Genomic DNA, 25,373 nt, shown 5'->3' on the forward strand with positions numbered 1-25,373 from the left:
ATAACATGCCACGTGTAAAAGGCGGTACTGTTACTCGCAAACGTCGTAAAAAGGTAATAAAATTAGCTAAAGGTTACTATGGCGCGAAACATATTCTTTTCAAAGTAGCTAACCAACAAGTAATGAAGTCAGGAAACTATGCTTTCCGTGACCGTCGTCAAAAGAAACGTGATTTCCGCAAACTTTGGATCACTCGTATCAACGCTGCAGCACGCATCAACGGTCTTTCTTACAGCCGTTTAATGCATGGCCTAAAGCTTGCTGGTATCGAAGTGAACCGCAAAATGCTTGCTGATCTTGCTGTTGCTGACGAACAAGCTTTTGCTCAATTAGCAACTGCTGCTAAACAACAATTAGACAAATAAGTCTGACTGATACAGCCACTCTCTTTTCAAGAGGGTGGCTTTTTACATATTTAAAGGAGGCATGGGAATGCAAGGAGTATGGTTCATTGCTGCTTATATGATCATCACGAACATCATCGGGTTTGCCTTAATGGGAATCGACAAAAGGAAAGCGCGTAATGGGGAGTACCGGATCAGCGAAAAGACACTTTGGTTTTGGGCAGTCATAGGAGGAGGGACGGGGTCCTTTTTGGGGATGAAGCAATTCCGCCATAAGACGAAGCATGCCGCTTTTAAGTGGGGCCTGCCTATATTGATGATTCTTCAGATAGGCTTATTGATTAAGTTATTCATTCAATTGTAATATGTAGCCAGTATAGTGTATATGCTTGTAGAAGCAGCAAAGAGTAGCTGGAGGGAGAGCATGAATGATAAACTGACACTTGTGATGAGCTACGTTCAATCTGGAAGCGTGTTTGCACCGTTGATTTTTATCACTTTTCATTTATTAAGGCAATTTTTATTCATTCCCGTCATTGTCGTTTGCATGTCTGGAGGAGTATTATTCGGGGCAGCTTTTGGAACGATCTATTCGGTAATCGGTTTGACGCTGTCCAGCATGGCCTTTTATTTCGTGATAGGCAAATTTCCGAAAACAAAGGATAGGCTGCTGCGGCTTAAGAATAAGCTGTTTGGAAACCGAAAGCTGAACAGCCGGCAAATTGCAGTACTCAGGCTAATACCATTCATACACTTTTATTTACTGTCGCTTTGTTTATTGGAATCCAATAAAGGGCTGAAAAATTATTTTTACCTATCATTCATGACCAATCTCCCTGTAGCATTCGTATACACGGTTTTTGGCCACTATATTGCAGATTTCAGTCCCACTCTGATCGTCATCATTTTATTATCCTTAACCTTATTGATCTATTTATTGAGAGAGAAGCAGACGGTCGTCCCCTGGAAGGAATTTTTTCGTTCAGATGATTAATATGGAGCCTTGAGTCCGTTTTCCTCAAGGCTCTTCATTATGCGTGATTTTTTTCAATTTTGTAAGAACTCCTTGACCGGGCTCTTCCAATCAATAACGGCATCCGGGTATTGTTTTTTTATGGCTGCCTCGATTTTCAAGAAATCATTTCGCTTCAAGCCTTTCAGGCCTGCCACTTTTTTAGGCCAAATGAAGATGGAGATGACCTCGAAGGAGCGTTCCGTCGTCCCTAAATACTTTTCCCCTTCAAACATCACCCCGTTGTACGTCAATAAAAAATTCTTTCGTATATTGGCTGTATCGTCGAGCAAAAAGAATTTTTTCTGTTCATGGGCCAGCTCTAATTTTCTTTTCGGATTAAATAGGTATTTAATGACTGTATAGATTAAGAAAATGATGAGAGCCAAAAGAATGAACCGCATGATCAATACCATGGAGCTACCTCCTTAAACAGAGTGATTCCCTTTCATTTACGTATGGGTTTTTAATAAGTTTCATTTATTTGATATAATTTAGAGGAAGACGAAGGAAAGAAGTGATGAAAATGAACATAAGTAAATTAATGGAAATGCAGGCGGCTTTGGATGAGCATATACAATCCAAGCATGATTTGGGTGCGGAAGACTTGGTGGAACGGAAGATACTTGCTCTTTTAGTGGAGCTTGGAGAGCTTGCCAATGAAACAAGATGTTTTAAATTCTGGAGTCTTAAAGGACCTTCTGATAAAGAAACTATTTTGGCTGAATATGTGGATGGCATTCATTTCATTTTGTCACTCGGGATCGAACGGGGTTTTGTACCGGAAGTTCCATCTGCCATAAAGATGCATCAGGAGGATTTGACGGTTCAATTTACTGCCATTTACGGCTATATCAGTGAATTTCGCACACAGTTGACAGAGTCATCTTACCAAAAGGTTTTTACTGCGTATTTACATTTAGGGGAGTTTCTCGGATTTTCGGCAGCGGATGTGGAAAAAGCATATGTAAGCAAAAATGAAGTGAATTACGAAAGGCAAAAGCAAGGCTACTGATTGTTTATGAAATCGATTGTCTGTATAATTATTCTTGTAATGTAAGTTATAAGGAGGTAAGGGAATGGCTCAATTGGATGAAACGTTAAAGATGCTTGCTGCCTTGACGGATGCTAAAGGCATTGCAGGAAATGAAAGTGAAGTAAGAAAAGTGATGACCGAATACATAACACCATTTGCGGATGAAATATCGACAGATGGCCTGGGAAGTTTGATCGCCAAGAAAACGGGAGATGAAAACGGACCAAAAATCGTCGTTACCGGGCATATGGACGAAGTCGGTTTCATGATCACCCAAATTGATGATAAGGGATTTTTGCGTTTTCAGCCGGTAGGGGGCTGGTGGTCACAGGTAATGCTGGCCCAGCGCGTGACGATCGTTACGGGTAAAGGAGATATAACGGGCATTATCGGTTCCAAGCCGCCACATATCCTGTCAGCGGAAGCGCGGAAGAAGCCGATTGATATTAAGGATATGTTCATTGATATTGGTGCATCAAGCAAAGAAGAGGTTAAGGAATGGGGCGTCAAGCCAGGGGATATGGTTGTGCCATATTTTGAATTCACGGTTATGAATAATGAAAAGATGCTGCTCGCCAAAGCCTGGGACAATCGAATTGGCTGTGCAATCGCCATTGATGTGCTTAAACAGCTGAAAGACAGCGACCATCCTAACGTAGTTTATGGAATTGGCGCAGTGCAAGAAGAGGTCGGCCTGCGTGGCTCCAAAACATCCACATTCAAAATTCAGCCGGATATCGGTTTTGCCGTCGATGTCGGCATTGCTGGTGATACACCGGGGGTTTCCGAAAAAGAAGCGATGAGCAAGATGGGGGAAGGCCCGCAAATCGTCATCTATGATTCATCGATGGTGGCACATAAGGGATTACGCGATTTCGTCACCGACACGGCCGATGAAATGAATATTCCTTATCAATATGAATCGATTCCTGGCGGCGGGACGGATGCCGGCTCCATCCATTTAACGGCAAATGGTGTTCCCGCCCTGGCGATCACGATTGCCACACGCTACATTCATTCACACGCAGCAATGCTTCACAGGGATGATTATGAGAATGCAGTTAAGCTCATTGTCGAAGTGATTAAACGCCTCGATCGCGAAGCGGTTGACCGGATCATTTACGATTAATATAGTAAGTTATAAATGGAGAGGCCTAATATAGGTCCTCTCCATTTTCTTTTTCTTATTTCTACTTGTCTTCGACGATTATATAGACGGCTTTGATGGGTCCATGGACGCCGACGACAAGGTCCATTTCGATATCAGCCGAATTGCTCGGCCCTGTTATGAAATTGATGCAGGAAGGAACGACTTCGCCCCGGGTAACTTTTGAGCGGATGGCCGCAGCAGCCTGGGTCATTCGCGGAACGATGGTGCTTTTTGGAATGATGGAAACATGGCAGGAAGGAAGGAAGCTGATGGAACGGCCGTGGTCCTTGTCACTGAACAAGACGACGGTCGCTGATTCTGCTAGTGTCATCTCACTGAAAGTGATTCCGATGTTAGCTCTTTCTGCTTTTTCGATATTTTCATTCCCGGCTTGGTGATCCCATATATGGACATCTTTTTCCTTTAAGATGCCCTCTAACCCATACTCGGAAAATCGACCGTCCTTAGGGATGATCACGGGTCCGTTTCCAAGTTCCTCGATCACCTGACTTAAACAATGCATCACTTGCTTGGAGTCGGTAACGTGAAATCGAGTATGCACCCGTTTACATTGCTCCTTCAATTCCGCGACAAGATCATTCTGTGTCGCATGTTTCAAAACTTCTTTTTGGGGGGCGTGCTTCCATTCCGGAACGGAGATGCCTTCCGTAATAGGAGCCCTTCCCAGGTTTTTGGCTATATTGTTTAAAAATGCCCCTTCATTATGGATGATTCCATTCATGATGGTTTCCCTCCTTTTTCCCGATTTTTGAACCAGTCCCGAAAGCTCTCTTTCCCTGGAGCAGGGAACTCCCGGCTTTCTGTCCAAGTTTTGAGCGGTCCCGGTCCTTTCGAGATGATATCCCCCGTTTTAAAAGGTGACATCGCTGATGGGGCCATTTTGGAGCCTAATTTATAAAGCATGGGCGATGCCGCACCAATCCCAAAGGCCTTCATGGCCATCTTTTCTGAAAACGGCGACATTTTTTCCTTTTCAACGATGACTTCCCGATGCTTCCTCAGTAAATCATGGAGTGGAATCTTTACCGGACAGGCATCTGTACAGGCTGCACAAAGAGTGGAGGCATACGGCAGTTCCTTGAAATCATCATATCCTCCGAGTAAGGGTGAAAGCACAGCGCCGATTGGTCCGGGGTAAATTGAACCATATGAATGACCGCCAACCTGGCGATAGACCGGGCAGACATTTATACAGGCAGCACAGCGAATGCATTGAAGAACGGATTGAAACTCGGTTCCTAGGATGGAGGAGCGTCCATTATCCACGATCACTAAGTGAAACTCCTCGGGTCCGTCTACGTCACCTTCATCACGCGGACCGGTAAGCGCGGTGATGTAACTGGTCAATCTTTGGCCGACAGCGCTTCTTGTCAATAAGCTGACAAGGACTTCGAATTCATCGAATGTCGGTACAAGCCGTTCCATCCCCATCACGGTGATTTGCGTTTTTGGGAGGGCAGTGACCAAATCGGCATTTCCTTCATTCGTCACCAGTCCGATCGAGCCTGTTTCCGCAATCGCAAAATTACAGCCGGTAATGCCCACATCGGCGCTTAAGAAATCTTTCCGCAGAATGCCCCGCACATGGGCGGTAAGCTCTTCCGGTTTTTCAGTTTGCGTATAGGCAAGCTTTTCTTTAAAAACATCCCTAATCTGCTCTTTATTTTTATGGAGGGCAGGTGCGACGATATGGGAAGGGGGATCATGATCATCCACTTGTAAAATGTATTCTCCAAGGTCCGTTTCAACGACATCGAGGCCAACTGCCTCAAGGGTTGCATTCAAATTGATCTCTTCCGTGACCATCGATTTGGATTTCACGACCTTTTTGGCATTCTTTTTTACAATGACATCCTTGATGTAGCCGCTTGCTTGTTCAGCGGTTTCAGCGAAGAAGACATGACCGCCCCTTTTCGAAACGTTTTCGGCAAGCTGGTGCAAATAGAAATCAAGGTTACTGAGCACATGCTGCCGGATTTCTTCCCCAAGGGAACGCCAATCCTCCCAGCTTCCCAATTCATCAACGGCAGTCAGCCGCCGTCCGTGTAATCGTTCTTGGGCACTGGATACGGCCAATCGCATAAAGTCATTATGTATTCCTTCATCCACCCGGTCTTTAAATTTGGCAGAGCTGGTTTTCATAGCCATAAGTTTTTCCCTCCTCGCTTTCTTTAAATGCTATTCAGGACTTCCGCAATGTGAAGGACTTTCACCGGTTGCCCCTTCCTTTGGATCCGTCCGCCGATATTCATCAAACATCCTGCATCCCCGCCGATTAAAAAGTCGGCACCTGTAGCTTCAATATTGCATACCTTCTCCTCGACCATCTGCCCGGAAATGTCACCCATCTTAACCGAAAAGGTCCCCCCGAACCCGCAGCAGTTTTGGGCATCCGGAAGTGGTGTCATTTCCAGCCCCCTGACATGGCTTAATAAAATGGCAGGTGCTTCCTTCACCTTAAGCAGCCGTGTCATATGGCATGAAGTATGATAAGTGGCCTTTCCCTTGAGGGTCGCCCCGACGTCGGTCACTTTTAAGACATCCACGATGAATTGGGACAATTCATATGTTTTAGCCGCTAATGATGCCGCTTTCCTTTCCCATACGGCATCGCCTTTGAAAAGAACCGGATATTCCTTGAACATCGCTGCACAGGAACCGGAAGGGGTTACGATGTATTCAGCATCTGCGAACGTTTTAATCATCTTTTTCATGGCGTCCTTCGATTCCTTCGTATACCCGCTATTATATGCCGGCTGTCCGCAGCATATCTGTGACTCCGGGAAATCGATCTCACAGCCTAATCTCTCGAGTAGCTCCACTGTCGCTTTGCCGACATTGGATTGAAACAAATCCACTAAACATGTTGCAAAGAGAGTAACTTTCAATCTGAACTCCTCCTTTTTCAAAATAAGTTAACAGGTCATCTGATGACTAGAAAATGGAAAAAGGAAATGGCTAAGAGAAGATACCAATTTCCAAGATTTTTTAAATGAAGTGATCGTTTTCAAAATAATATATCAATTTAATCGTTTTTTGTATAGGGTATTTTTGAAATTTAAAGGAATGTCAATGATTCTTTTGCTGATTTTTTTGGATGACCCGGTCCAGCGATTCCTCGACGCTTTGAAGATGAAACAGCATGGCACTGCGGGCTCCGTCTTCATCCTGTGCCACGATTGCATCATATATCCTGACATGCTGCTGGTAAAGCTGCTTGAGTGTCATCTCTTCGGAATAAAGCGCAACCCGACGGATATCACGCATCTTTTCCGTCATTAATTCTGAAACATGGTTCATCAATGTAATCAGCAGCTCATTTTGTGATGCATTTGCCACGGCAACATGGAAGGAGATATCCGCTTTATCACTTAGTTCTTCATCATCCGAGACCATTTCCATATTAGAAAGCATGTCCTTGAGTTCGATAAGGTTTTCTTCCGTTCTCTTCTTCGCTGCCACTTCCGCCGTACCGGACTCAAGGATTTTCCGAACTTCCAGTAAATGCTTGATATTGTCTTGATCCATCAAAAGGGCGGCAGACAAGGGATGGTTCATGATGGCGGGATCGAAGGTTTTGACGAATGTTCCTTCACCTTGTTTTATTTCAATAAGACCCATTGAACTCAATGCACTTAATGCTTCGCGGATGGCCGGGCGCCCGACTTGGAAATTTTCCGCAAGCTGCTGAATGGAATCCAATTGTTCACCTGGTTTCAGGCTGCCTGACCGAATCATTTCATAAAGTTCATCGCTGACTTCTTCATAAATTTTTTTCGGCTTTATTTTTTTATATACCAAGTAGTAGCACCTCTATTTTCTATGAGTTTCTCTAGTTAATATTATATAACACAAATGATCTTTGACACTTCCAGAAGAGTTAAAAAATCAACAAAAAATAAAAAAAATCTTGATTTTATATTTTCAATCATTTAATTTAAATGAGTACTCATCAAGTCATCTGATGACTTTGAATATTTGGATATGTAAGGGGTTTCAATTAGGGTTAAATTTCTGAATTTTTTAAAAAGTTTATAGAAAAAGGAGTCGAAATGAATGACATGGACACAAAACTTTACGCCGATCACCGATAATTTAGTTTTATCATCTCTTGCCGCACTCATTCCAATTCTTTACTTTTTCTGGGCGCTTACCATCAAACGCATGAAAGGTTACATGGCAGGTATAACGACGTTGCTTGTAGCTCTTGCAGTGGCTGTATTGATATATGGGATGCCTGCAGGAAAAGCAGTGATGTCCGCTTCACAAGGAGGCGTATATGGGCTGCTCCCAATCGGATGGATAATCATCACTTCCGTATTTTTGTACAAGATGACTGTCAAAAGCGGACAATTCAATATCATTCGTTCATCTGTGCTTTCGCTTACGGAAGATCGGCGCCTCCAGGCATTATTGGTGGCATTTTCTTTCGGGGCCTTTTTAGAAGGTGCTGCGGGATTTGGAGCACCGGTCGCCATTTCAGCCGCGCTTTTAGTCGGTCTCGGCTTTAACCCGCTATATGCAGCCGGGATTTGTTTGATTGCGAATACCGCTCCGGTAGCATTCGGGGCGGTTGGAATACCGATCATCGCCATGGAAGGCCCTACTGGCATAGCCGCCATGGAGATCTCAAAAATGGTCGGCCGCCAATTGCCATTCCTTTCTGCTTTCATTCCGCTTTATCTCATTTTGATCATGACTGGGTGGAAAAGGTCGCTTGAGGTCTTGCCGGCAATTTTGGTTTCCGGAGTTTCCTTTGCCATCACACAATACTTAAGTTCGAATTTTCTTGGTCCCGAATTACCCGACATCCTATCCGCGTTAGTGTCACTGTTTGCATTGGCGATTTTCCTTAAATTCTGGAAACCTAAAACGATCTTTCGCTTTGCATCAGAGGAAACGGCGGCTGCTGTCGAACCATTATATACAGCCGAAACGGAAACGAAATATACGAAATGGCAGATATTCCATGCTTGGTCGCCATTCCTTCTGTTAACGCTTTTCATCACAATATGGGGGATGAACCCAATAAAGCCGGCGCTATCCGGACATTATGAAGGCAACAATGTGCTGCTTGGCGGAATCAATGAAATCGGGAAACTATTAACCTTCCAAATCGAAGTGCCAGGTCTGCATAATGAGATAATCAGAAGCAATGGATTGCCGATTGCGGCTTTCTATAAAATAGAACTGCTCGGAGCAGCCGGGACGGCCATTTTACTGGCTGCCATCGTAACGAAGTTCATCGCACACATGTCTGCAAAAGACTTTTATGGAACCTTTGTTGAAGCGATGAAAGAGTTGGCCAAACCAATCTTGATGATTTCTACCGTGGTCGCTTTTGCTTATGTGACGAATGCTTCAGGCATGTCGACAACATTAGGGATGACCCTGGCAAAATCGGGTGATTTATTTCCGTTCTTCGCACCGGTTCTCGGCTGGCTGGGTGTGTTCATTACCGGATCGGATACATCAGCCAACCTCTTATTTGGCAGTCTGCAGAAAGTGACTGCGCTTAAAGTGGGGATGGAACCAGTCCTGGCGTTGGCGGCGAACTCTTCCGGAGGGGTCACCGGAAAGATGATTTCCCCCCAATCGATAGCGATTGCTTGTGCTGCCGTAGGATTGGCCGGCAGGGAATCGGAATTATTGAGATTCACGCTCAAACATAGCATATTTTTATTGCTGCTTGTTTGTGTGATTACCTTCTTGCAAAATGGCGTCCTGTCCTGGATGATTCCATAAGTAGAATGAGGCTCTCTTTTCATCGGGGAGCCTCGAAATATTTTCAAGTCCATTCAAAAAAGGAGGACATATCATGCAATTGGCAGCTGTGGCAGGAAAATTGGTGCATGAGGTTCGAAAACTGATTGATGAGGAGATCATCATTATTGATCATGCTGGCATGATTATCGCCAGCACCGATGGCAGCCGTATTGGATCTTTTCATGAAGGGGCCATCCACGCTTTCAACAATCGTGAGAAATTGATCATAAATAAACAGGATGAACGAAGTTGGAAAGGAGTGAAGGCAGGGATAAACCTGCCTATTTTCTTCAATCAGGAAGCCGTTTGTGTCATTGGAATTACAGGTGACCCCAAACATGTTTCCCCTTATGCGGAACTATTAAAGAAAATGACGGAGATGTTCATCCAGGAAAGCTATCATATTGAACAAGCAGAATCCCAATCACGTCTGATGGAATTCTTTGTATTTGAATGGCATCAGCTGCAGACGTTCAATGAGCACTTCCTTCAGAAGGCAAAGTTGCTTGGGATTGATGTTCATGCGGACCGGATCATCACCCTTGGTGAATTCAAGACTGAGGAAATCATTGAACCGCATGTATGGAGAACGCTTCAGATATTCATAAGACAGCAGCATCCCAATGACATCGCAGTACGTTGGGGGAGGAACCGATTCGTCATTCTTTCGATGGCCGATTTCATCGGTTCAAAAAACCAGCAATATAAGAAACTAAGTAAACTGCAAAAAAAGCTGGAAGAGAGTTCGGGTTATAAAGTGTGTGCAGGAGTTAGTTCGCGTGCATCAGGAACCGCTTTCAGGCCAGCGTTTTTTAAAGCGGAACGTTCCTTGAAAATCGCGTCTTCTTCATCAGGTATCATATTTGACGAAGACTTGAAACTTGAGGTCCTGCTTGATGAAGTTACCGCTGAAACAAGGCAGGAATATTTATCCAGGACAATTCAGGAGTTGCTTCCTAATGAGGAGCTGCTTAAAACCCTTACCATGTATTTTGCATGTGATCTATCCTTAAAAGAGACCGCTAGAGCCCTGCATATCCATATCAATACCCTCCATTACAGGCTCAAGCGCATAGAGGATTTGACCCGGCTGAATCCTAGGAAGCTAGCCGATTTAGTCACGATGTATCTAGCAGTATGTGTATTGGATAAACATACAAATTAATTCTTTGTAAAGCTCAAAATTTTATATGTTCGTACATAGAAGGCCGAGTGTTTTTTTTCTTATACTTACATCATATAAAAAAGTCTCGAATTTCCTATGTTTATATGAGGAGGATGTACATGTTAACAAAGCAGGTTAAGCAGCTACTTCTTACCATCGTAGGTCAGGAGAATTACGATGACTCGAAAGTGGAATGTCTGGTCTATTCATATGATGCAACGCCTGGGTTTCAAGCGATGCCGGATGCTGTCATCAAACCGGGCAGCACAGCTGAAGTCGCAGCCATCGTCAAAGTTTGCAACGAATACAATGTTCCGATCGTTCCGCGCGGTTCTGGGACGAATTTAAGCGGAGGCACATGCCCGACAGAGGGGGGGCTTGTCCTTTTATTCAATCGAATGAATTCATTACTTGAAATAGATGAGGAGAACTTAACGGCGACCGTACAGCCTGGGCTCATCACTTTGGACTTGATTTCAGCAGTTGAAGAGAAGGGATTGTTTTATCCGCCGGATCCAAGTTCGATGAAAATCTCCACGATTGGCGGCAACATTAATGAGAATTCTGGTGGACTGCGAGGTTTAAAGTATGGAGTCACCCGTGATTATGTCATCGGGCTTGAAGTGGTCCTTCCGAATGGGGACATCATTCGAACAGGGGGCAAGCTTGCCAAAGATGTAGCCGGATATGATTTAACAAAACTTTTTGTCGGGTCGGAAGGGACCTTGGGCATCGTTACGGAAGCGACCTTAAAGCTGATCCCGATGCCGGAAACGACTAAGACGATGCTTGCCTTATATCAAGATCTGGATGCTGCAGCCCAGTCAGTGGCCAAAATCATTTCAAATAAAATCATTCCTGTGACATTGGAATTTCTGGATCGGCCGACGTTGATCGTGGTTGAGGACTTCGCGAAAATCGGTTTGCCTACTAATGTGGAAGCCGTCCTGCTGATTGAACAGGATGGACCGCCTGAAGTGGTGGAACGTGATATGAAAAGAATGGCCGATATCTGTCTAGAGGAAAAGGCGGTTTCCGTGGAAATTGCCGAAACGGAATCTGACGCTGTCGCCTTGAAAACGGCAAGACGGACAGCACTTTCCGCACTGGCCCGTCTCAAGCCGACGACCATTTTGGAAGATGCCACCGTTCCTCGCTCGAAAATTGCCAAAATGGTTAGAGCGATTAATGAGATCGCTGACAAGCATAATGTGGACATTTGCACGTTCGGTCATGCTGGGGATGGGAATCTGCATCCGACATGCATTACCGACGCTCGTGATCATGAGGAAATGGAGCGGGTGGAGCTCGCTTTTGCCGACATTTTTGCCGCAGCTATCGACCTTGGCGGGACGATAACCGGTGAACATGGTGTAGGAGCGATGAAGGCCCCGTATCTTGAATGGAAGCTGAAGAAAGAAGGGATTGATGCCATGAGGGCGATTAAACAGGCTTTCGATCCCAATAACATCATGAATCCCGGCAAAGTATTTGCCAAGGAAACCAGGAAAAGGGTGGTGGTTTCTACATGACGACAGTACAGGAAAGGGAAACCATTGCCATTCAATTCGCGAAAAAAATGAATGAAGATGAATTGTTGAATTGTATGCGCTGCGGCTTCTGCTTACCCCATTGCCCGACATACATAGAATCGGGCCTGAAGGAATCCCATTCACCAAGGGGCCGGATTGCACTTATGAAAGCGGTGGCGGATGGCGTGATTGAGCCAGATAGGGATGTAGAACGGTCGTTGAGTCTTTGCCTCGGCTGCAGGGCCTGTGAACCTGTGTGCCCTTCAGGTGTGAAATACGGACACCTTCTTGAAGAAGCAAGGGATATCATCCATCAGAATAAAAAACACAGTTTCCCTGTAAAAACGATCCGCAAGGCCGTTTTCAGTGGACTATTCCCGCACCAGGAGCGAATGCAGACCATGACAAGTTTGCTTGGCTTCTATCAGAAATCAGGCCTGCAATACATGGCCCGTAAAACGGGAGTCCTCAACATGCTTCCGGATAATTTGGCAGCCATGGAAAAAGTGCTGCCGAAAGTCCCGAAAAAAGCAGAAATGAAAAATCGGCCAACCGAGCTGCCTGCAATCGGAACGCCGCTCAAAACGGTGGCTTTCTTTTCCGGCTGCTTGATGGATACGATGTTTTTGGAAACGAACAAGGCCACACTAAAGCTTCTTCAGCTGGCCGGATGTGAAATCGTCATTCCGAAATCCCAGGCCTGTTGCGGGGCGCTGCATGGGCACAGTGGTGAAAAAGCAGGTGCAAAGCAACTGGCCAAGCGTAATATTGAAGCCTTTGAAACGGAGGGAGTTGATTATATCATTACGAATGCCGGCGGCTGTGGCGCTTTTCTCATAGATTATGACCATCTGCTCCAAGATGAACAGGAATGGCACGACCGAGCAATCTCATTTAAAAATAAGTTGAAAGATATCAGCCAGATCCTTGTTGATTTGCGTTTTCAGGAAAAAGTTCGCCTGAAACTGCCAGCTCAATCCGTAACTTTCCAGGATTCCTGTCACTTACGGAATGTGATGAACACCTCCTCGGCTCCGCGAATCCTCCTTCAATCAATAGAAGGAATCGATTTCAGGGAAATGAAGGATGCCGATCGCTGCTGCGGCTCAGCTGGGATATATAATATTGTTGAATCAGAGATGTCCATGAACATTCTCGACTCTAAAATGGAGCACACGAAATCGACACAGGCCGATATTGTTGTCACGGCAAACCCTGGCTGCCTGTTGCAAATGCAATTGGGGATCGAGCGGGAAAACTTGGGGGAATGCACAAAAGCGGTGCATATTGCGGACCTGCTAATAAAGGCTGTGGCATTATAATAGAAGAAAAAAGATCACAAGCAGTTCATGAAAAAATGAAATGGCATGATTTGGTTAAACATTACATTTTTATAAAGGGGGAAACCCTTGTAAAGGCTTGATCTCAATTAAAAATGCGTTCTGTGCTGAGAACGAATTGTAAATGATATAACAAAAATGAAATATGGATTCCTCGTTTACTTAGGAACATGGCGGGTATTGTTTATATATAGCATCCACTAAACGAAACAACAAAACCTAAGGAGGAATGTAAAATGAATAAAACAGTATATGGAGTATATGAATCAAATGCAGAAGTGATCCAAGCAATTAATGCACTTAAGGCAAAGGGTTTTGAAGGGGACGATATTACGGTCGTGGCAGATAAGGAAGAAACATTGGATTTCACGAACCATCAACGTGAAACGGATGTTCACACAATGACGAATGTTCCTAACGATGAATCGTTTATGGACAAGGTGGCACGTTTCTTCATGCCGGAAGATACGGCAGACCTTTCAACAAGATTGGCGAATGCAGGCCTTTCGAATAGCGATGCGGCTGAACATGTCTTTGATGTAGAAAATGGAAAAGTCCTGGTTCTGGTTGAAGAAGGTGAAGGCCATCTTGGAACGGCAAGAGATAAATTCACGACCGGAACAATGGACACTGCCGGTACAAGGCTTGATACTAACTCCACCAACCCACTATATAATGGTACGGAAAAAACCGATCCATTAAATAAAGAAGATGTTTATGGAGTCAATGGACAAGGCCGTGAATTGCCAGAAGATGAAAGGACACTTACACTTCGGGAAGAACAGCTGAACATTGACAAAGAAAGAGTTCAGACAGGAGAAGTCGTCATTAATAAAGAAGTCAATGAACAGCATAAAACGATCAATGTCCCGGTTGAACACGAAGAAGTGACAGTTGAGCATAGATCGGTTTCAGGACGTGAAGCGAATCGGGAAACCGGAACCATTGAAGATGGGGAAACATTACGAATCCCGGTTGTTGAAGAAAAACTGGAAGTTTCGAAAAAACCGGTTGTCACAGATGAAATTGTCATCAAGAAACATGCTGTACAAGAAACGGAACAAGTTCAGGATACTCTTAAAAAGGAAGATATCCAGCTTGATAGTACAGATGAATCGATCGTGAATGAGAAAAAGGCAGCTGAACGTAGAACCGACCGCTTCTAAGAGTGAAGGAAATGGCCTGCAGTTTAAAACTGCAGGTTTCCTTTTGGTTATAAGGACTGTTTAAAGGTCCGAGCTTAGGGAAGGCAAACCTTTTTGTTTAATTGGCATCCATCAGGGTATAAATACACATAAGAAGAAATATCGGAAAAAGGAGGAGGAAGATGCATGGGAAAAACATTATATGGTGTTTTTGATACGGAAAGAGAAATGATCCAGGCTATACAATCCCTCAAGGAAAAGGGCGTTCATGAAGGGGAAATAACGGTAATGGCTGATAAGAAAGAAGATTTGGATTTCGTCAATGAAAAGCATGATCCGGATGTCGACGTCGTTACTAACTATAACGAGGAATCCTTCATTGATAAAATGAAACAATTTTTCCTGAACGAGGGTTCCGAAGATATAAGGAACCGTCTAGGTGAGCTAGGGCTTGCCGATAGTGAAGCAACCGCTTATATAAATGAAGTGGAGGCCGGAAAATTCCTGATACTTTTAGATGAATCGGAAACCGTAACAGCACGTGAAAACACAACTTCCAATCGCATCGAGGATACGGACGAACCTTTAGTGAATCCGCTTAAAACAGGTGTGGTGAACAATCCGGACCCGAACCTTTTTCCGGAAACAACCGCGAATGCCTTTCAAACAAGGGAAATGGAAGCACAGCCAGGAAGAAGCGAAGAGCTTCATGGAAATTCCGCCAACATCTATAAAAATGAAGAGATGGATGCGAAGCGAGCTCAAGAAAGGGAAATCTGGGGAAACTCCACAGAAAAATTCAAGAAGCAAAAATCAAGGAATCATGAAGACCCGATTTATGCGGATACGGACGAAAACCTTGACGTTCAAGGATCACTGGATCGGACCGCGAGACCGGCAGGCAGCGGACAGCAAGAGATAGGCTTACAAGATGAATACATCAAAAATCGAATCAATACCGACAATCTGTAATACACAACAAGAACAGCCTGCATAGGGCTGTTTTTGTTTGTTTTCTTACTGTAGTCGTTATTGGATTGAAGAAATGTGCGACACTCCTGCCGGATTACTGGCTAGCCGAGCCACCGCAGCCGCTTTTTGATGTGGCTTGGCAGACAGTTGGCGAAAAGGGAGCGGATTTCTGAAATCAACTGCAACGTTTTTTAATAAAACTAAGAGTTTGCTACAGGCTATTTATTTTTATAAAAACCCTTTAGGCAGAGGGTTCCCTTGTGCGTCTCCATGGACTATTTGCTTGTTTATTGATAAAGCGGCAAGGTATAATGACAAAGGAATTTTATTTTAAGTAGAGTAACAAGGAGGGGGAGAAACATGGAAAAAAACGTATATGGTGTTTTTGACTCTAATCCGGAACTACTTGCTGCAATTTCAGACTTAAAAGCAAAAGGCATATCTGGCACCCAAATGACAGTGGCAGCTGATATAAAAAATTATGTGCAGCTTGGAAATGAACATACGGATATACTGATCATCGCCAATCAGGATAAGGAGGACACTCTTTTTTTGAAAATCTTCCATTACTTCACAGATGAAGGATCTGGAGATTTACGCAGCTTTTTCACGAAATACGGCTACTCTTTTGCTGAGGCAAAAGCGATGCTTGAAGAAGTAAAAGCAAAGAAATTCATCTTGCTGCTTGATGAAGAAGTCTCCATTGAAGAACTGAAGGCTGGCGAAGCGAGATTAAAAAAATAACAGCCTTTGAAGGCTGTTATTTTTTTAATCCTGCTTCGAGGGCAGTGATCATTTCCTGTTTTTCCTGCTCGGATGAATTTTGCCAGATGACCTCGAATAATACTCCCAAACCAGGAAGCATTTTTTCCTCGCCATTTTGTATGGCATCGACAATCGTGTCTTCCAGCTGCTCTTGCGTATTTCCAGATACATTTTGGATGATCGCATTACGTAAGTTTAAATTCATAATTATTCCTCCTCTAACACATAATGACTGACATTAATAGCATTTCACAAACTCGCATGCAATATGTATGTGAATTGCGTTATAATAGGAAAATCAGTGTGAAGTTAAAGGAGCGTTTACCCTTGAAATATATCGAATCCGTAAAAAACCCGCAAGTTAAGCAATGGAAAAAACTTTTGACCAAAAAAGAACGAGATAAAACAGGTAAATATTTAGTCGAGGGTTTTCACCTAGTTGAAGAAGCCTTAAAAGAGGAAATCGTCTTGGAAGTGATCATCAATGAAGAAACTGAAATGCCTGCCCATTTTAAGGTGGAAGGCACAGAACTCATTTATGTGAAAAATGATATTATGAAGGCGATTTGCGATACCGAAGCACCGCAGGGAATTGCTGCGGTTTGTGAACAGAAATCAACGAGCATGGCGTCGATCAATCCGGATAAATTATTGTTGATCGATGCCGTCCAAGATCCTGGGAATATTGGAACGATGATCAGGACAGCTGATGCAGCGGGAATAGATGCGGTCATCCTCGGGGAAGGGTGTGCTGACTTGTATAATCCCAAAGTGGTCCGTTCGACGCAAGGGAGCCTTTTCCATATGCCTGTCATTAAAGGGAACCTATCCGAAATCATCGATGAGCTGAAGCAAAGCGGAACACCGGTTTATGGCACGGCATTAGAAGGGGCATCGCCATTTGAAGAAGTGGAAAAGTCTTCCCGATTTGCCCTGCTGGTCGGTAATGAAGGCCAAGGAGTATCGAAGGAATTACTGGAGAAAACGACTAAAAACCTCTATATTCCCATCTACGGAAAAAGTGAATCTTTGAATGTGGGGATCGCTGCCGGGATTTTAATGTACCATTTACGAAAATCGATTTGAAACGGCCGAAGAATTATAATATAATAAAACAGAATTTTATAATGAAAACAACGATGACAAAGAGTAGTAGCTTAAAGTTAACCATATCCAGGGAGAAAATGCCTTGACTGAAAGCATTTTTATGGCACTGCTTAAGTGAATTCACCTTTCGAGTTGGCATTGGGAAGACAGATTGTCTGAAAAATGTTCCGGTGAAGAGCCGTTATTTTTAATGAAGTGAGTGCAGAAGTTTTTTTGTTTGTGCACTAATAAGGGTGGTACCGCGATACATAAACCTCGTCCCTTTAGGGATCGGGGTTTTTTTGTGTTCATTTTTACAAAAGGAAAATAAAGGAGGAAGACATGATGCAGGAACGTTTACTAGAACTGCAGGAAGAAGCGTTGCAAAAAGTTGCCGCCGCTTCCGAATTAAAAGAACTGAATGAAGTCCGTGTTGCTTATTTAGGGAAAAAAGGGCCAATCACGGAGGTATTGCGCGGCATGGGTAAATTATCTGCTGAAGAACGCCCGAAAATCGGGGCACTAGCCAATGACGTACGTGAAGCGATCGCAACAAAGATCGAGGAGAAACAAAAAGCGCTTGAAACCGCGGCAGTCAATGCCAAGCTAGCAACTGAAACGATTGACGTCACACTTCCAGGACGTCCGGTAAACAAGGGGAATCTTCATCCATTAACTCGAATCGTGGAAGAAATCGAAGACTTATTCATCGGGATGGGCTATACCGTTGCGGAAGGTCCTGAAGTCGAAAGCGACTACTACAACTTCGAGGCACTTAACTTGCCAAAAAGCCATCCGGCACGTGATATGCAGGATTCTTTCTACATCACAGATGAAATCCTGATGCGTACGCACACTTCACCGGTTCAAGCCAGAACGATGGAAAAACATAAAGGTCAAGGCCCTGTAAAAATCATTTGCCCAGGAAAAGTATATCGCCGAGATAACGATGATGCGACACACTCCCATCAATTCCAGCAAATTGAAGGCTTGGTAATCGATGAGAACATCAGCATGAGCGACCTGAAAGGAACGCTAGACGTATTTGCGAAAAAAGTATTCGGTCAAGACCGTGAAATCCGTCTTCGTCCAAGTTTCTTCCCATTTACCGAGCCTTCCGTCGAAGTGGATATTTCTTGTAAAATCTGCAGCGGTAAAGGCTGCAGCGTATGTAAAAAAACAGGCTGGATCGAAGTGCTTGGCGCTGGGATCGTTCATCCGAACGTCCTTGAGATGGCTGGCTTCGATTCCAAGAAATACTCTGGATTCGCATTTGGAATGGGCGTGGAACGGATTGCCATGTTGAAGTACGGTGTGGACGATATCCGTCATTTCTATACGAATGATGTTCGATTCTTAAAACAATTCAACCATCACGAAGCATAAATTTTTATTTTAAAAAGGAGGACCTACCATGTTTGTGTCTTATAAATGGTTACAAGATTATGTTGACCTTTCAGGCATCAATGCGACGGAGCTAGCTGACAAAATCACGAAAAGCGGCATTGAGGTTGAAGGGGTGGAAAAGAAAAGTGAAGGGCTAAAAGGGGTCGTCATCGGGCATGTCTTAGAACGTGAACAACATCCAAATGCGGATAAATTGAATAAATGCCAAGTTGATATCGGGGCCGAAAATCCCGTTCAGATCATCTGCGGGGCACCGAATGTCGATAAAGGCCAAAAAGTCGCAGTCGCTACTGTTGGCGCAGTCCTTCCAGGTAATTTCAAAATCAAGAAAGCGAAACTTCGCGGAGAAGAATCGCACGGAATGATTTGCTCGCTTCAAGAATTGGGCTTCGAATCCAAACTCGTTTCCAAGGATTATGCTACAGGAATCTTCGTCTTCCCCAATGATGTGGAAGTAGGGAAAGATGCATTGGAGGAACTTGGTTTAAGTGATGAAGTGCTGGAACTTGGACTGACTCCAAACCGTTCCGATGCTTTGAGTATGCTTGGAGTAGCATACGAAGTGGGAGCCATTCTAGGACGGGAAGTGAAATGGCCGGTAATCGAGAAAGAAGAGGCAGCTGAAAAAGCAACTGATTATATCAGTGTCAAAGTGGAAGCGAAAGAAGATAACCCGATATACATGGCTAAAATCATCAAGGATGTTAAGATCGGACCTTCACCGCTTTGGATGCAGACTAGGTTGATGGCTGCAGGTATCCGACCACATAATAATGTGGTGGATATCACGAACTACATTTTACTTGAATACGGCCAACCGCTCCATGCCTTTGATTATGACCGCTTTGGTTCGAAGGAAATCGTCATCCGCAGAGCGAAGGATGCTGAAAAAATCGTAACATTAGATGAAGCGGAACGCACTTTGACACCTGACCATTTAGTGATCACGAATGGCAGTGAGCCAGTTGCAATTGCTGGTGTGATGGGCGGAGCGGATTCCGAAGTCAAAAATGATACGACGAACATCATTATTGAAAGTGCATATTTTGCAGGTACAGTAGTTCGCAAAGCTTCCAAGGACCATGGATTACGCAGTGAAGCCAGTGCCCGCTTTGAAAAAGGCGTCGACCCGGCACGTGTTCGTGAAGCAGGGGAACGTGCTGCACAATTGATTGCACAATATGCAGGCGGAACAGTCTTACAAGGAGCAGCAGAAGTTGACGAATTGTCAATGGAACCTGCGGTCATTAGCATCACGCTTGAAAAAATCAACACACTCCTTGGAACAAGCATGACCGTATCGGTTGTGGAGTCAATCTTCAAACGTCTGCAATTCGGCGTGGAACTTGACAATGAAACATTCACGATCACTGTCCCTACGCGCCGTGGTGATATTACGATTGAAGCCGATTTAGTCGAAGAGGCTGCACGTTTATATGGATATGATAACATCCCCGTTACACTGCCGATCGGTTCTGCTACACCAGGACAATTGACAGACTATCAAATTAAACGGAGGAAGGCACGCCGTACACTTGAAGGCGCAGGCCTTTATCAAGCGGTGACCTATTCACTGACAAGCGAGGAAAAAGCGTCCCAATTCGCATTGGAAGCAAGAGAATCCATTCGATTGGCAATGCCAATAAGTGAGGAAAGAAGCCAGCTGCGTTTAAGCATCGTGCCTCAATTGCTGGAAGTCGTGAAATATAACAATGCCCGCCAAATTGATTCACTGGCACTGTATGAAATCGGTTCGGTATTCTTTAAGCGAGACGAACAAGAACTTCCTGAAGAAAAAGAACATGTTGCTGGAGCGATCACAGGCCTATGGGAGTCACATCTATGGCAAGGTGAAAAGAAACCAGTGGATTTCTTTGTAGCCAAAGGCGTTATCGAAGCATTATTCGACACACTTGGATTAGCCGATCAAATAAGTTACCGCCAAGCGGAAATCAACGACATGCATCCAGGACGGACAGCGGAAGTACTATTGAATGGTGAAGTAATTGGCTTTATCGGCCAAGTGCACCCAACTGTCCAAAAAGACTTGGACATTAAAGAAACATACATTTTCGAACTATCCTTAAAAGCATTGGCCGAAGCAGAAGTCGCGCCGATAGCATACCAAACGATTCCGCGCTATCCATCAACCACACGCGATATCGCGCTCGTTGTGGATCAAGCCACGAAAGCCGGGGACATTCAAAACATTATTGAAGAAGCCGGCGGCAAACTGCTGAAAGAAGTAAACATCTTCGACTTATACGAAGGTGAAAGAATGGAGGAAGGCAAGAAATCCATTGCCTACTCACTGAAATACTACGACCCGGAACGTACCCTGACGGACGAAGACATTACAAAAGCACATGATAAAGTGCTTGAAGCCGTTAAAGAAAACGCCGGCGCAGAGCTAAGAGGATAAAACCAAAAAGACAGCTCCCTGAATCTTGGGGAGCTGTCTTTTTTGATTTTGCGAGTAAAAGGTGAATTCACGAGTAAAAGGTGCAAACTCACGAGTAAATGGAGCAAACTCACGAGTAAAAGGTGAATTCACGAGTAAAAGGTGCAAACTCACGAGAAAATGGCGTGAATTCACGAGTAAAAGGTGCAAACTCACGAGAAAATGGCGTAAACTCACGAGAAAATGGCGTGAATTCACGAGTAAACCGCGCAAACTCACGAGTAAACGGCGTGAACTCACGAGAAAAAGGCGGCTGTTCAGGAAGATCAGCCGCTTTCTTCTATTTATGATATTTCTGTTGATAGAGTCGCTTCGCTTTTTCTGTGTTGGCAAAATGGGTTTTCGTGAATTCGTGTAATGAATCGATTCCTTTTTCATGAATCAATCTTGCGGCCGCTTCATCGACTGCAAATCCTGCACCTTTAGGGATTTTGAATCCGGCTTTCTCACTCAGCAAGTCAAAGCGTTTGACGAATGCATATCGGGCCAGGATGGATGCGGCTGCCACTCCAAGGTGAATGCCTTCCGCTTTTGTGCATAGATAGGTGGCATTAGCTTGGAATAGTTCTTGGCCTTTTAGGTAATTGAAAAATACCTCTGGTTGAGCGAATTGATCAATAAGGACGGCTTCCGCTTGTTCTGGCTGGATTTTTTGCATGAGGTGCTTGATTGCTTGGTTATGGAGGAGTGCCTTCATTTTTCCTTGTGACATTCCCTTTGCCTGCAGCGCATTATATTTCGGGTTGTCGCAGGTGAGCAGGCTGAAGGGCACTACATCCTTAATCTGTTTGGCAATGTCGATGATCTGTGGGTCTTTCAGATTTTTGGAATCCTGGACACCAAGCTCCTTTAAAAGAGCGAGTTGCTCCTTCTTGGCATATACGGCTACGACGGTCATCGGGCCGAAATAGTCTCCTGTTCCGACCTCGTCTGAACCAATCACTGACATGGTTCCGATATTTGCAGGCGGTGAATATCGATGGACGTTGACCGATGCAGAGGCTGCCGCTTTTTTCTTTGGAGCCGCAGCAGTGGTACCTTTTTGCCATTTTACCGCTTCTATTTCGGCATTCTTACCTTGAAAAAGGACCTTCCCGGATTTATAGGCCGTCACCGTACATAGCGGCGGTTTGGCGGAAAAGATGCTCCCCGGCGGCTGCTTGGCGGCCAAGGATGAAGAATAATGGGACTTCATCGCCTTTATTTGTTCAGGACTGATAAGTAAAACAACATGGGACATAATGGGTTAGCTCCTAACTTCATTTTGTTTATTAGGTAATCTTCTTCCTGAATTCGATATCGTTTGACAAATTATTGAAATTTTAATGCAAGAAATGACGATGTACTCTCTTTCATGACGAAAAACTTCATGATATGATAGAATTAGGATTGTTTAGATTGGGGGCATCATTTTGTCAGACGATAAACGAAATAAAACAACAGTTGATATATACGGACAGCCATATACAATTGTCGGCACAGAAAGCGCAAGTCATATGCGCCTGGTCGCTTCGATGGTTGACGAAAAAATGAGAGAGATCAGGATGAAAAATCCATACTTGGATACAAGCAAGCTAGCGGTGTTAACGGCCGTGAATACCATCCATGAATATATTAAATTAAAAGATGAACTAGACCAGCTTCAACTGGAATTAAAGAGAGAGAAGGACTGAGTACATGCTTGATTTAGCAATTCTGGCCATTCTTTTAATCGGTTTATTAATCGGTTTAAAGCGTGGCTTCATTTTACAAGCGGTTCATATGACTGGGTTCATTGTAGCCTTCATCGCCGCCTATGTATTTTACGGAGATCTTGCTCCCAATTTGAAATTATGGATTCCGTTCCCAACGATGGGTGATTCCTCGACCCTTAATATGTTTTTTGATACAGTCGGGCTTGATACGGCGTATTACAATGCAATTGCCTTTGCAATCATTTTCTTTGCTGCCAAGATTCTTTGGCAAATGATAGGATCCATGCTCAATTTCATTACCCATCTACCGATATTAAAACAGCTGAATCGCTGGGGCGGAGGGATATTGGGTTTTCTCGAAGTCTATCTTATCATGTTTATTATATTATATATAGCTGCCATGCTGCCAATGGATTCCATCCAGAAACCATTAACTGGCTCATTTTTGGCAGAATCGATCGTGAAACATACGCCGTTCCTTTCCGAGCAGGTGAAGGAACTTTGGTTTCATGATGTAAAACAATCTTAATGTCAGTATAAGAGGGCCTGCCTCCCGTGTTCAAAGTCCTGGATTCCTATACTTTGAACACGGGGGAGGCCCCTTTTTATGTAGCGGCATGTAACTTCCTTCTAATTGATTCGAAGGTTAAGAATCTGACTGCTTGTACTTTACCTCCAAGAAAGGTATCTTTAAGAAAGTGAACATGGGACACCCTACTAATTTTTTCGGCGGTGAATTAAATGACGATTAATAAAAAAGATATCATTAAATTATTAGAAAAAATTGCAATATATATGGAATTAAAAGGAGAGAACCCGTTCAAGGTTTCAGCTTTCCGAAAGGCAGCAGGCGCCTTGGAAACGGATGACCGGAGCTTGTCGGAGATTGAAGATTTTACCGCTTTGAATGGAATCGGGAAAGGAACGGCATCCGTCATCGAAGAGTATATAAATGAGGGGAAATCGACTGTACTTGAAGAGCTTCAGGAGCAGGTGCCAAAAGGATTGATTCCGCTCCTGCAGCTTCAAGGTTTGGGCGGGAAGAAAATTGCCAAGCTTCATAAAGAGCTGCATGTCAAAGATGTGAATGATCTTAAAATCGCCTGTGAAGAAGGCAGGGTCGCGGCGCTTGCCGGTTTCGGCAAAAAAACGGAAGAGAAGATCCTTTCTGCAATTGCTGAGGCGGGTTCAAGGCCCGATCGACTTCCCCTTGCCTTCATGAGACCGATTGCGGCTGATATTGAAACGGCCCTTGCTAACATGGAATACATCATCCGTTCATCCAGGGCCGGCAGCATCCGGCGTATGAGGGAAACGATCAAGGACCTCGATTTCATTATTTCGACAGATCATCCCGAAGAGGTTAAAAATCAACTGCTTGCAATAAAAGGGATAAAACAGGTGATTGCGGCCGGTGATACAAAAGTATCGGTCGTGCTTGATTATGAATATGACATTTCCGTCGATTTCCGAATCGTTAAGGATAAGGAATTCATCACGACACTTCATCATTTTACAGGTTCGAAGGATCACAATGTGCGGATGCGCCAGCTTGCCAAAGATCGCGGAGAGAAAATCAGCGAATATGGGGTGGAAGTGACTGAAACCGGTGATGTATTGACGTTTGAAACGGAAGAACAATTTTATAATCATTTTGGCCTTCCTTTCATCCCGCCAGAACTGCGTGAAGACGGAACGGAAGTGGAGCATTATGATGCTAATGAACCTCTCATATCTTTAGAGGCCATTAAAGGTGATCTGCATATGCATACCACATGGAGTGATGGTGCTCATACAATTGAAGAAATGATTGAAGCATGCCGTGCAAAAGGGTATCGATATATGGCCATCACCGATCATTCGCAATATCTGAAAGTGGCGAACGGCTTGACCGCTGAACGTTTACGTGAACAAAAACGGATCATCCATGAACTTAATGAAAAATACACTGACTTTACCGTTCTTTCCGGGATAGAGATGGATATACTTCCTGATGGGACACTTGATTATGACGATGAGCTGCTTGCAGAGATGGATTTGGTGATTGCATCGATTCATTCAAGTTTTTCACAGCCTCGGGAAACGATCATGGAGCGCTTAAAAACGGCTCTGAATAATCCGCATGTAGATATCATCGCCCATCCAACGGGAAGGATCATCGGCAGACGCACCGGATATGATGTGGATATAGAAATGCTGATCGAACTGGCCCGCGAAACGAATACGGCCTTGGAATTGAATGCGAATCCGAACAGATTGGATTTGGCACCTCCGCATCTGCGCAAGGCTCAGGAAGCAGGCGTTCCGATCGTGATCAATACGGATGCCCACAGCATCGACATGCTTGAACATATGCCTGTGGGGGTCTCATCAGCCAAAAAGGGCTGGATTAAAGAATCCACGGTTCTTAATGCAAGGGACACGGATGGATTATTAGCATTTTTAAAGAGAAATGATTAACTATTTGCCCATAAATA

General features: G+C 44.2%; 25 protein-coding genes and 1 other annotated feature. Of the genes, 18 read left to right on the forward strand and 7 right to left on the reverse strand.

Annotated elements, in window-relative coordinates; genetic code table 11:
• Positions 1 to 5: 5 nt before the first annotated feature.
• The 3 genes from rplT to J7I90_RS10135 all read left to right on the forward strand — a co-directional run bounded on the left by rplT (position 6) and on the right by J7I90_RS10135 (position 1,338).
• Entirely contained in the window at positions 6 to 365 is a 360-nt protein-coding gene (gene rplT / locus J7I90_RS10125; RefSeq protein ID WP_034309067.1) for a 50S ribosomal protein L20, read from the forward strand.
• 67 nt (positions 366 to 432) lie between these two features.
• A complete protein-coding gene (locus tag J7I90_RS10130; protein ID WP_048681184.1) occupies positions 433 to 708 on the forward strand; it encodes a DUF1294 domain-containing protein in 276 nt (91 codons plus the stop codon).
• Positions 709 to 768: 60 nt separating this feature from the next.
• Positions 769 to 1,338, forward strand: a complete 570-nt coding sequence (locus J7I90_RS10135; protein ID WP_034309063.1) for a TVP38/TMEM64 family protein — start codon at positions 769 to 771, stop codon at positions 1,336 to 1,338.
• A 53-nt stretch (positions 1,339 to 1,391) separates the two neighbouring features.
• Here J7I90_RS10135 and J7I90_RS10140 read toward each other — a convergent pair whose 3' ends face one another.
• Positions 1,392 to 1,772: a hypothetical protein gene (locus tag J7I90_RS10140; protein ID WP_048681192.1), complete on the reverse strand. Its 381-nt coding sequence runs from the start codon at positions 1,770 to 1,772 to the stop codon at positions 1,392 to 1,394.
• A 110-nt stretch (positions 1,773 to 1,882) separates the two neighbouring features.
• Between J7I90_RS10140 and J7I90_RS10145 the strand changes: the two genes are divergently transcribed.
• Both J7I90_RS10145 and J7I90_RS10150 read left to right on the forward strand, forming a co-directional pair.
• Positions 1,883 to 2,371 carry a dUTP diphosphatase gene (locus tag J7I90_RS10145; protein WP_214771081.1) on the forward strand — a complete coding sequence of 163 codons (489 nt, stop codon included), beginning with the start codon at positions 1,883 to 1,885 and terminating at the stop codon, positions 2,369 to 2,371.
• Positions 2,372 to 2,435: 64 nt separating this feature from the next.
• Entirely contained in the window at positions 2,436 to 3,521 is a 1,086-nt protein-coding gene (locus J7I90_RS10150; protein WP_214771084.1) for a M42 family metallopeptidase, read from the forward strand.
• 61 nt (positions 3,522 to 3,582) lie between these two features.
• Here J7I90_RS10150 and J7I90_RS10155 read toward each other — a convergent pair whose 3' ends face one another.
• From J7I90_RS10155 to J7I90_RS10170, 4 genes are all read right to left on the reverse strand, one after another.
• Entirely contained in the window at positions 3,583 to 4,287 is a 705-nt protein-coding gene (locus J7I90_RS10155; protein WP_214771357.1) for a LutC/YkgG family protein, read from the reverse strand.
• Positions 4,281 to 5,711, reverse strand: coding sequence for a LutB/LldF family L-lactate oxidation iron-sulfur protein (locus J7I90_RS10160; protein ID WP_214771087.1), 1,431 nt, complete (start codon positions 5,709 to 5,711; stop codon positions 4,281 to 4,283). Before J7I90_RS10160 ends, J7I90_RS10155 begins: the two co-directional genes overlap by 7 nt.
• Before the next feature lie 23 nt (positions 5,712 to 5,734).
• The gene (locus tag J7I90_RS10165; protein ID WP_034309052.1) at positions 5,735 to 6,451 is read right to left on the reverse strand and encodes a (Fe-S)-binding protein; all 717 of its coding nucleotides are present in this window, start codon (positions 6,449 to 6,451) and stop codon (positions 5,735 to 5,737) included.
• A 181-nt stretch (positions 6,452 to 6,632) separates the two neighbouring features.
• Positions 6,633 to 7,364 carry a FadR/GntR family transcriptional regulator gene (locus J7I90_RS10170; RefSeq protein WP_214771089.1) on the reverse strand — a complete coding sequence of 244 codons (732 nt, stop codon included), beginning with the start codon at positions 7,362 to 7,364 and terminating at the stop codon, positions 6,633 to 6,635.
• A gap of 255 nt (positions 7,365 to 7,619) precedes the next feature.
• On the opposite strand from J7I90_RS10170, the gene J7I90_RS10175 reads away from it, so the two are divergent.
• From J7I90_RS10175 to J7I90_RS10205, 7 genes are all read left to right on the forward strand, one after another.
• On the forward strand, positions 7,620 to 9,308 hold the full coding sequence (locus J7I90_RS10175; protein ID WP_214771091.1) for an L-lactate permease: 1,689 nt from the start codon (positions 7,620 to 7,622) through the stop codon (positions 9,306 to 9,308).
• 73 nt (positions 9,309 to 9,381) lie between these two features.
• Positions 9,382 to 10,494: a PucR family transcriptional regulator gene (locus J7I90_RS10180; RefSeq protein ID WP_214771093.1), complete on the forward strand. Its 1,113-nt coding sequence runs from the start codon at positions 9,382 to 9,384 to the stop codon at positions 10,492 to 10,494.
• 119 nt (positions 10,495 to 10,613) lie between these two features.
• Positions 10,614 to 12,026 (forward strand): glycolate oxidase subunit GlcD, encoded by a 1,413-nt coding sequence (gene glcD / locus J7I90_RS10185; protein ID WP_214771095.1) that lies wholly within the window; start codon positions 10,614 to 10,616, stop codon positions 12,024 to 12,026.
• Positions 12,023 to 13,348: a (Fe-S)-binding protein gene (locus J7I90_RS10190; RefSeq protein ID WP_214771097.1), complete on the forward strand. Its 1,326-nt coding sequence runs from the start codon at positions 12,023 to 12,025 to the stop codon at positions 13,346 to 13,348. The genes glcD and J7I90_RS10190 overlap by 4 nt, the downstream gene beginning before the upstream one ends.
• Positions 13,349 to 13,602: 254 nt before the next feature.
• Entirely contained in the window at positions 13,603 to 14,532 is a 930-nt protein-coding gene (locus tag J7I90_RS10195; RefSeq protein WP_214771100.1) for a YsnF/AvaK domain-containing protein, read from the forward strand.
• 165 nt (positions 14,533 to 14,697) lie between these two features.
• Entirely contained in the window at positions 14,698 to 15,483 is a 786-nt protein-coding gene (locus J7I90_RS10200) for a YflT domain-containing protein (protein ID WP_214771103.1), read from the forward strand.
• A 360-nt stretch (positions 15,484 to 15,843) separates the two neighbouring features.
• Positions 15,844 to 16,227 carry a general stress protein gene (locus tag J7I90_RS10205; RefSeq protein WP_214771106.1) on the forward strand — a complete coding sequence of 128 codons (384 nt, stop codon included), beginning with the start codon at positions 15,844 to 15,846 and terminating at the stop codon, positions 16,225 to 16,227.
• Positions 16,228 to 16,243: 16 nt separating this feature from the next.
• On the opposite strand, the gene sspI is transcribed toward J7I90_RS10205, so the two are convergent.
• The gene (gene sspI / locus J7I90_RS10210; RefSeq protein WP_034309032.1) at positions 16,244 to 16,453 is read right to left on the reverse strand and encodes a small acid-soluble spore protein SspI; all 210 of its coding nucleotides are present in this window, start codon (positions 16,451 to 16,453) and stop codon (positions 16,244 to 16,246) included.
• 122 nt (positions 16,454 to 16,575) lie between these two features.
• On the opposite strand from sspI, the gene J7I90_RS10215 reads away from it, so the two are divergent.
• From J7I90_RS10215 to pheT, 3 genes are all read left to right on the forward strand, one after another.
• Positions 16,576 to 17,334: a TrmH family RNA methyltransferase gene (locus J7I90_RS10215; RefSeq protein ID WP_063232763.1), complete on the forward strand. Its 759-nt coding sequence runs from the start codon at positions 16,576 to 16,578 to the stop codon at positions 17,332 to 17,334.
• A gap of 44 nt (positions 17,335 to 17,378) precedes the next feature.
• Positions 17,379 to 17,621 (forward strand) — a binding site (T-box leader).
• Between the two features lie 58 nt (positions 17,622 to 17,679).
• Positions 17,680 to 18,720 carry a phenylalanine--tRNA ligase subunit alpha gene (gene pheS / locus J7I90_RS10220; RefSeq protein ID WP_214771110.1) on the forward strand — a complete coding sequence of 347 codons (1,041 nt, stop codon included), beginning with the start codon at positions 17,680 to 17,682 and terminating at the stop codon, positions 18,718 to 18,720.
• A gap of 28 nt (positions 18,721 to 18,748) precedes the next feature.
• Entirely contained in the window at positions 18,749 to 21,163 is a 2,415-nt protein-coding gene (gene pheT, locus J7I90_RS10225; RefSeq protein ID WP_214771113.1) for a phenylalanine--tRNA ligase subunit beta, read from the forward strand.
• 319 nt (positions 21,164 to 21,482) lie between these two features.
• Here the strand turns inward: pheT and rnhC are convergent, their stop codons facing one another.
• Positions 21,483 to 22,442: a ribonuclease HIII gene (gene rnhC, locus J7I90_RS10230; RefSeq protein ID WP_214771116.1), complete on the reverse strand. Its 960-nt coding sequence runs from the start codon at positions 22,440 to 22,442 to the stop codon at positions 21,483 to 21,485.
• 172 nt (positions 22,443 to 22,614) lie between these two features.
• On the opposite strand from rnhC, the gene zapA reads away from it, so the two are divergent.
• The 3 genes from zapA to polX all read left to right on the forward strand — a co-directional run bounded on the left by zapA (position 22,615) and on the right by polX (position 25,356).
• Complete coding sequence (zapA, locus tag J7I90_RS10235) at positions 22,615 to 22,875, forward strand: cell division protein ZapA (protein ID WP_048678967.1); 261 nt, start codon at positions 22,615 to 22,617, stop codon at positions 22,873 to 22,875.
• Positions 22,876 to 22,879: 4 nt separating this feature from the next.
• On the forward strand, positions 22,880 to 23,425 hold the full coding sequence (locus J7I90_RS10240) for a CvpA family protein (protein ID WP_214771119.1): 546 nt from the start codon (positions 22,880 to 22,882) through the stop codon (positions 23,423 to 23,425).
• Positions 23,426 to 23,637: 212 nt separating this feature from the next.
• Positions 23,638 to 25,356 carry a DNA polymerase/3'-5' exonuclease PolX gene (gene polX, locus J7I90_RS10245; protein ID WP_214771122.1) on the forward strand — a complete coding sequence of 573 codons (1,719 nt, stop codon included), beginning with the start codon at positions 23,638 to 23,640 and terminating at the stop codon, positions 25,354 to 25,356.
• Positions 25,357 to 25,373: the final 17 nt, after the last annotated feature.

Source organism: Bacillus sp. ISL-57 (genome assembly GCF_018613135.1).
In the GTDB taxonomy this organism is placed as follows: domain Bacteria; phylum Bacillota; class Bacilli; order Bacillales; family DSM-1321; genus Peribacillus; species Peribacillus frigoritolerans.

Coding starts and splice junctions, on each gene's coding strand:
- J7I90_RS10180 (WP_214771093.1), top strand. CDS start 9,382: ATGCAATTGGCAGCTGTGGCAGGAAAATTGGTGCATGAGGTTCGAAAA.
- J7I90_RS10140 (WP_048681192.1), bottom strand. CDS start 1,772: ATGGTATTGATCATGCGGTTCATTCTTTTGGCTCTCATCATTTTCTTA.
- sspI (WP_034309032.1), bottom strand. CDS start 16,453: ATGAATTTAAACTTACGTAATGCGATCATCCAAAATGTATCTGGAAAT.
- pheT (WP_214771113.1), top strand. CDS start 18,749: ATGTTTGTGTCTTATAAATGGTTACAAGATTATGTTGACCTTTCAGGC.
- J7I90_RS10240 (WP_214771119.1), top strand. CDS start 22,880: ATGCTTGATTTAGCAATTCTGGCCATTCTTTTAATCGGTTTATTAATC.
- J7I90_RS10160 (WP_214771087.1), bottom strand. CDS start 5,711: ATGGCTATGAAAACCAGCTCTGCCAAATTTAAAGACCGGGTGGATGAA.
- J7I90_RS10205 (WP_214771106.1), top strand. CDS start 15,844: ATGGAAAAAAACGTATATGGTGTTTTTGACTCTAATCCGGAACTACTT.
- J7I90_RS10130 (WP_048681184.1), top strand. CDS start 433: ATGCAAGGAGTATGGTTCATTGCTGCTTATATGATCATCACGAACATC.
- glcD (WP_214771095.1), top strand. CDS start 10,614: ATGTTAACAAAGCAGGTTAAGCAGCTACTTCTTACCATCGTAGGTCAG.
- J7I90_RS10200 (WP_214771103.1), top strand. CDS start 14,698: ATGGGAAAAACATTATATGGTGTTTTTGATACGGAAAGAGAAATGATC.
- rplT (WP_034309067.1), top strand. CDS start 6: ATGCCACGTGTAAAAGGCGGTACTGTTACTCGCAAACGTCGTAAAAAG.
- J7I90_RS10195 (WP_214771100.1), top strand. CDS start 13,603: ATGAATAAAACAGTATATGGAGTATATGAATCAAATGCAGAAGTGATC.
- J7I90_RS10175 (WP_214771091.1), top strand. CDS start 7,620: ATGACATGGACACAAAACTTTACGCCGATCACCGATAATTTAGTTTTA.
- J7I90_RS10150 (WP_214771084.1), top strand. CDS start 2,436: ATGGCTCAATTGGATGAAACGTTAAAGATGCTTGCTGCCTTGACGGAT.
- J7I90_RS10190 (WP_214771097.1), top strand. CDS start 12,023: ATGACGACAGTACAGGAAAGGGAAACCATTGCCATTCAATTCGCGAAA.
- rnhC (WP_214771116.1), bottom strand. CDS start 22,442: ATGTCCCATGTTGTTTTACTTATCAGTCCTGAACAAATAAAGGCGATG.
- J7I90_RS10135 (WP_034309063.1), top strand. CDS start 769: ATGAATGATAAACTGACACTTGTGATGAGCTACGTTCAATCTGGAAGC.
- pheS (WP_214771110.1), top strand. CDS start 17,680: ATGCAGGAACGTTTACTAGAACTGCAGGAAGAAGCGTTGCAAAAAGTT.
- polX (WP_214771122.1), top strand. CDS start 23,638: ATGACGATTAATAAAAAAGATATCATTAAATTATTAGAAAAAATTGCA.
- J7I90_RS10145 (WP_214771081.1), top strand. CDS start 1,883: ATGAACATAAGTAAATTAATGGAAATGCAGGCGGCTTTGGATGAGCAT.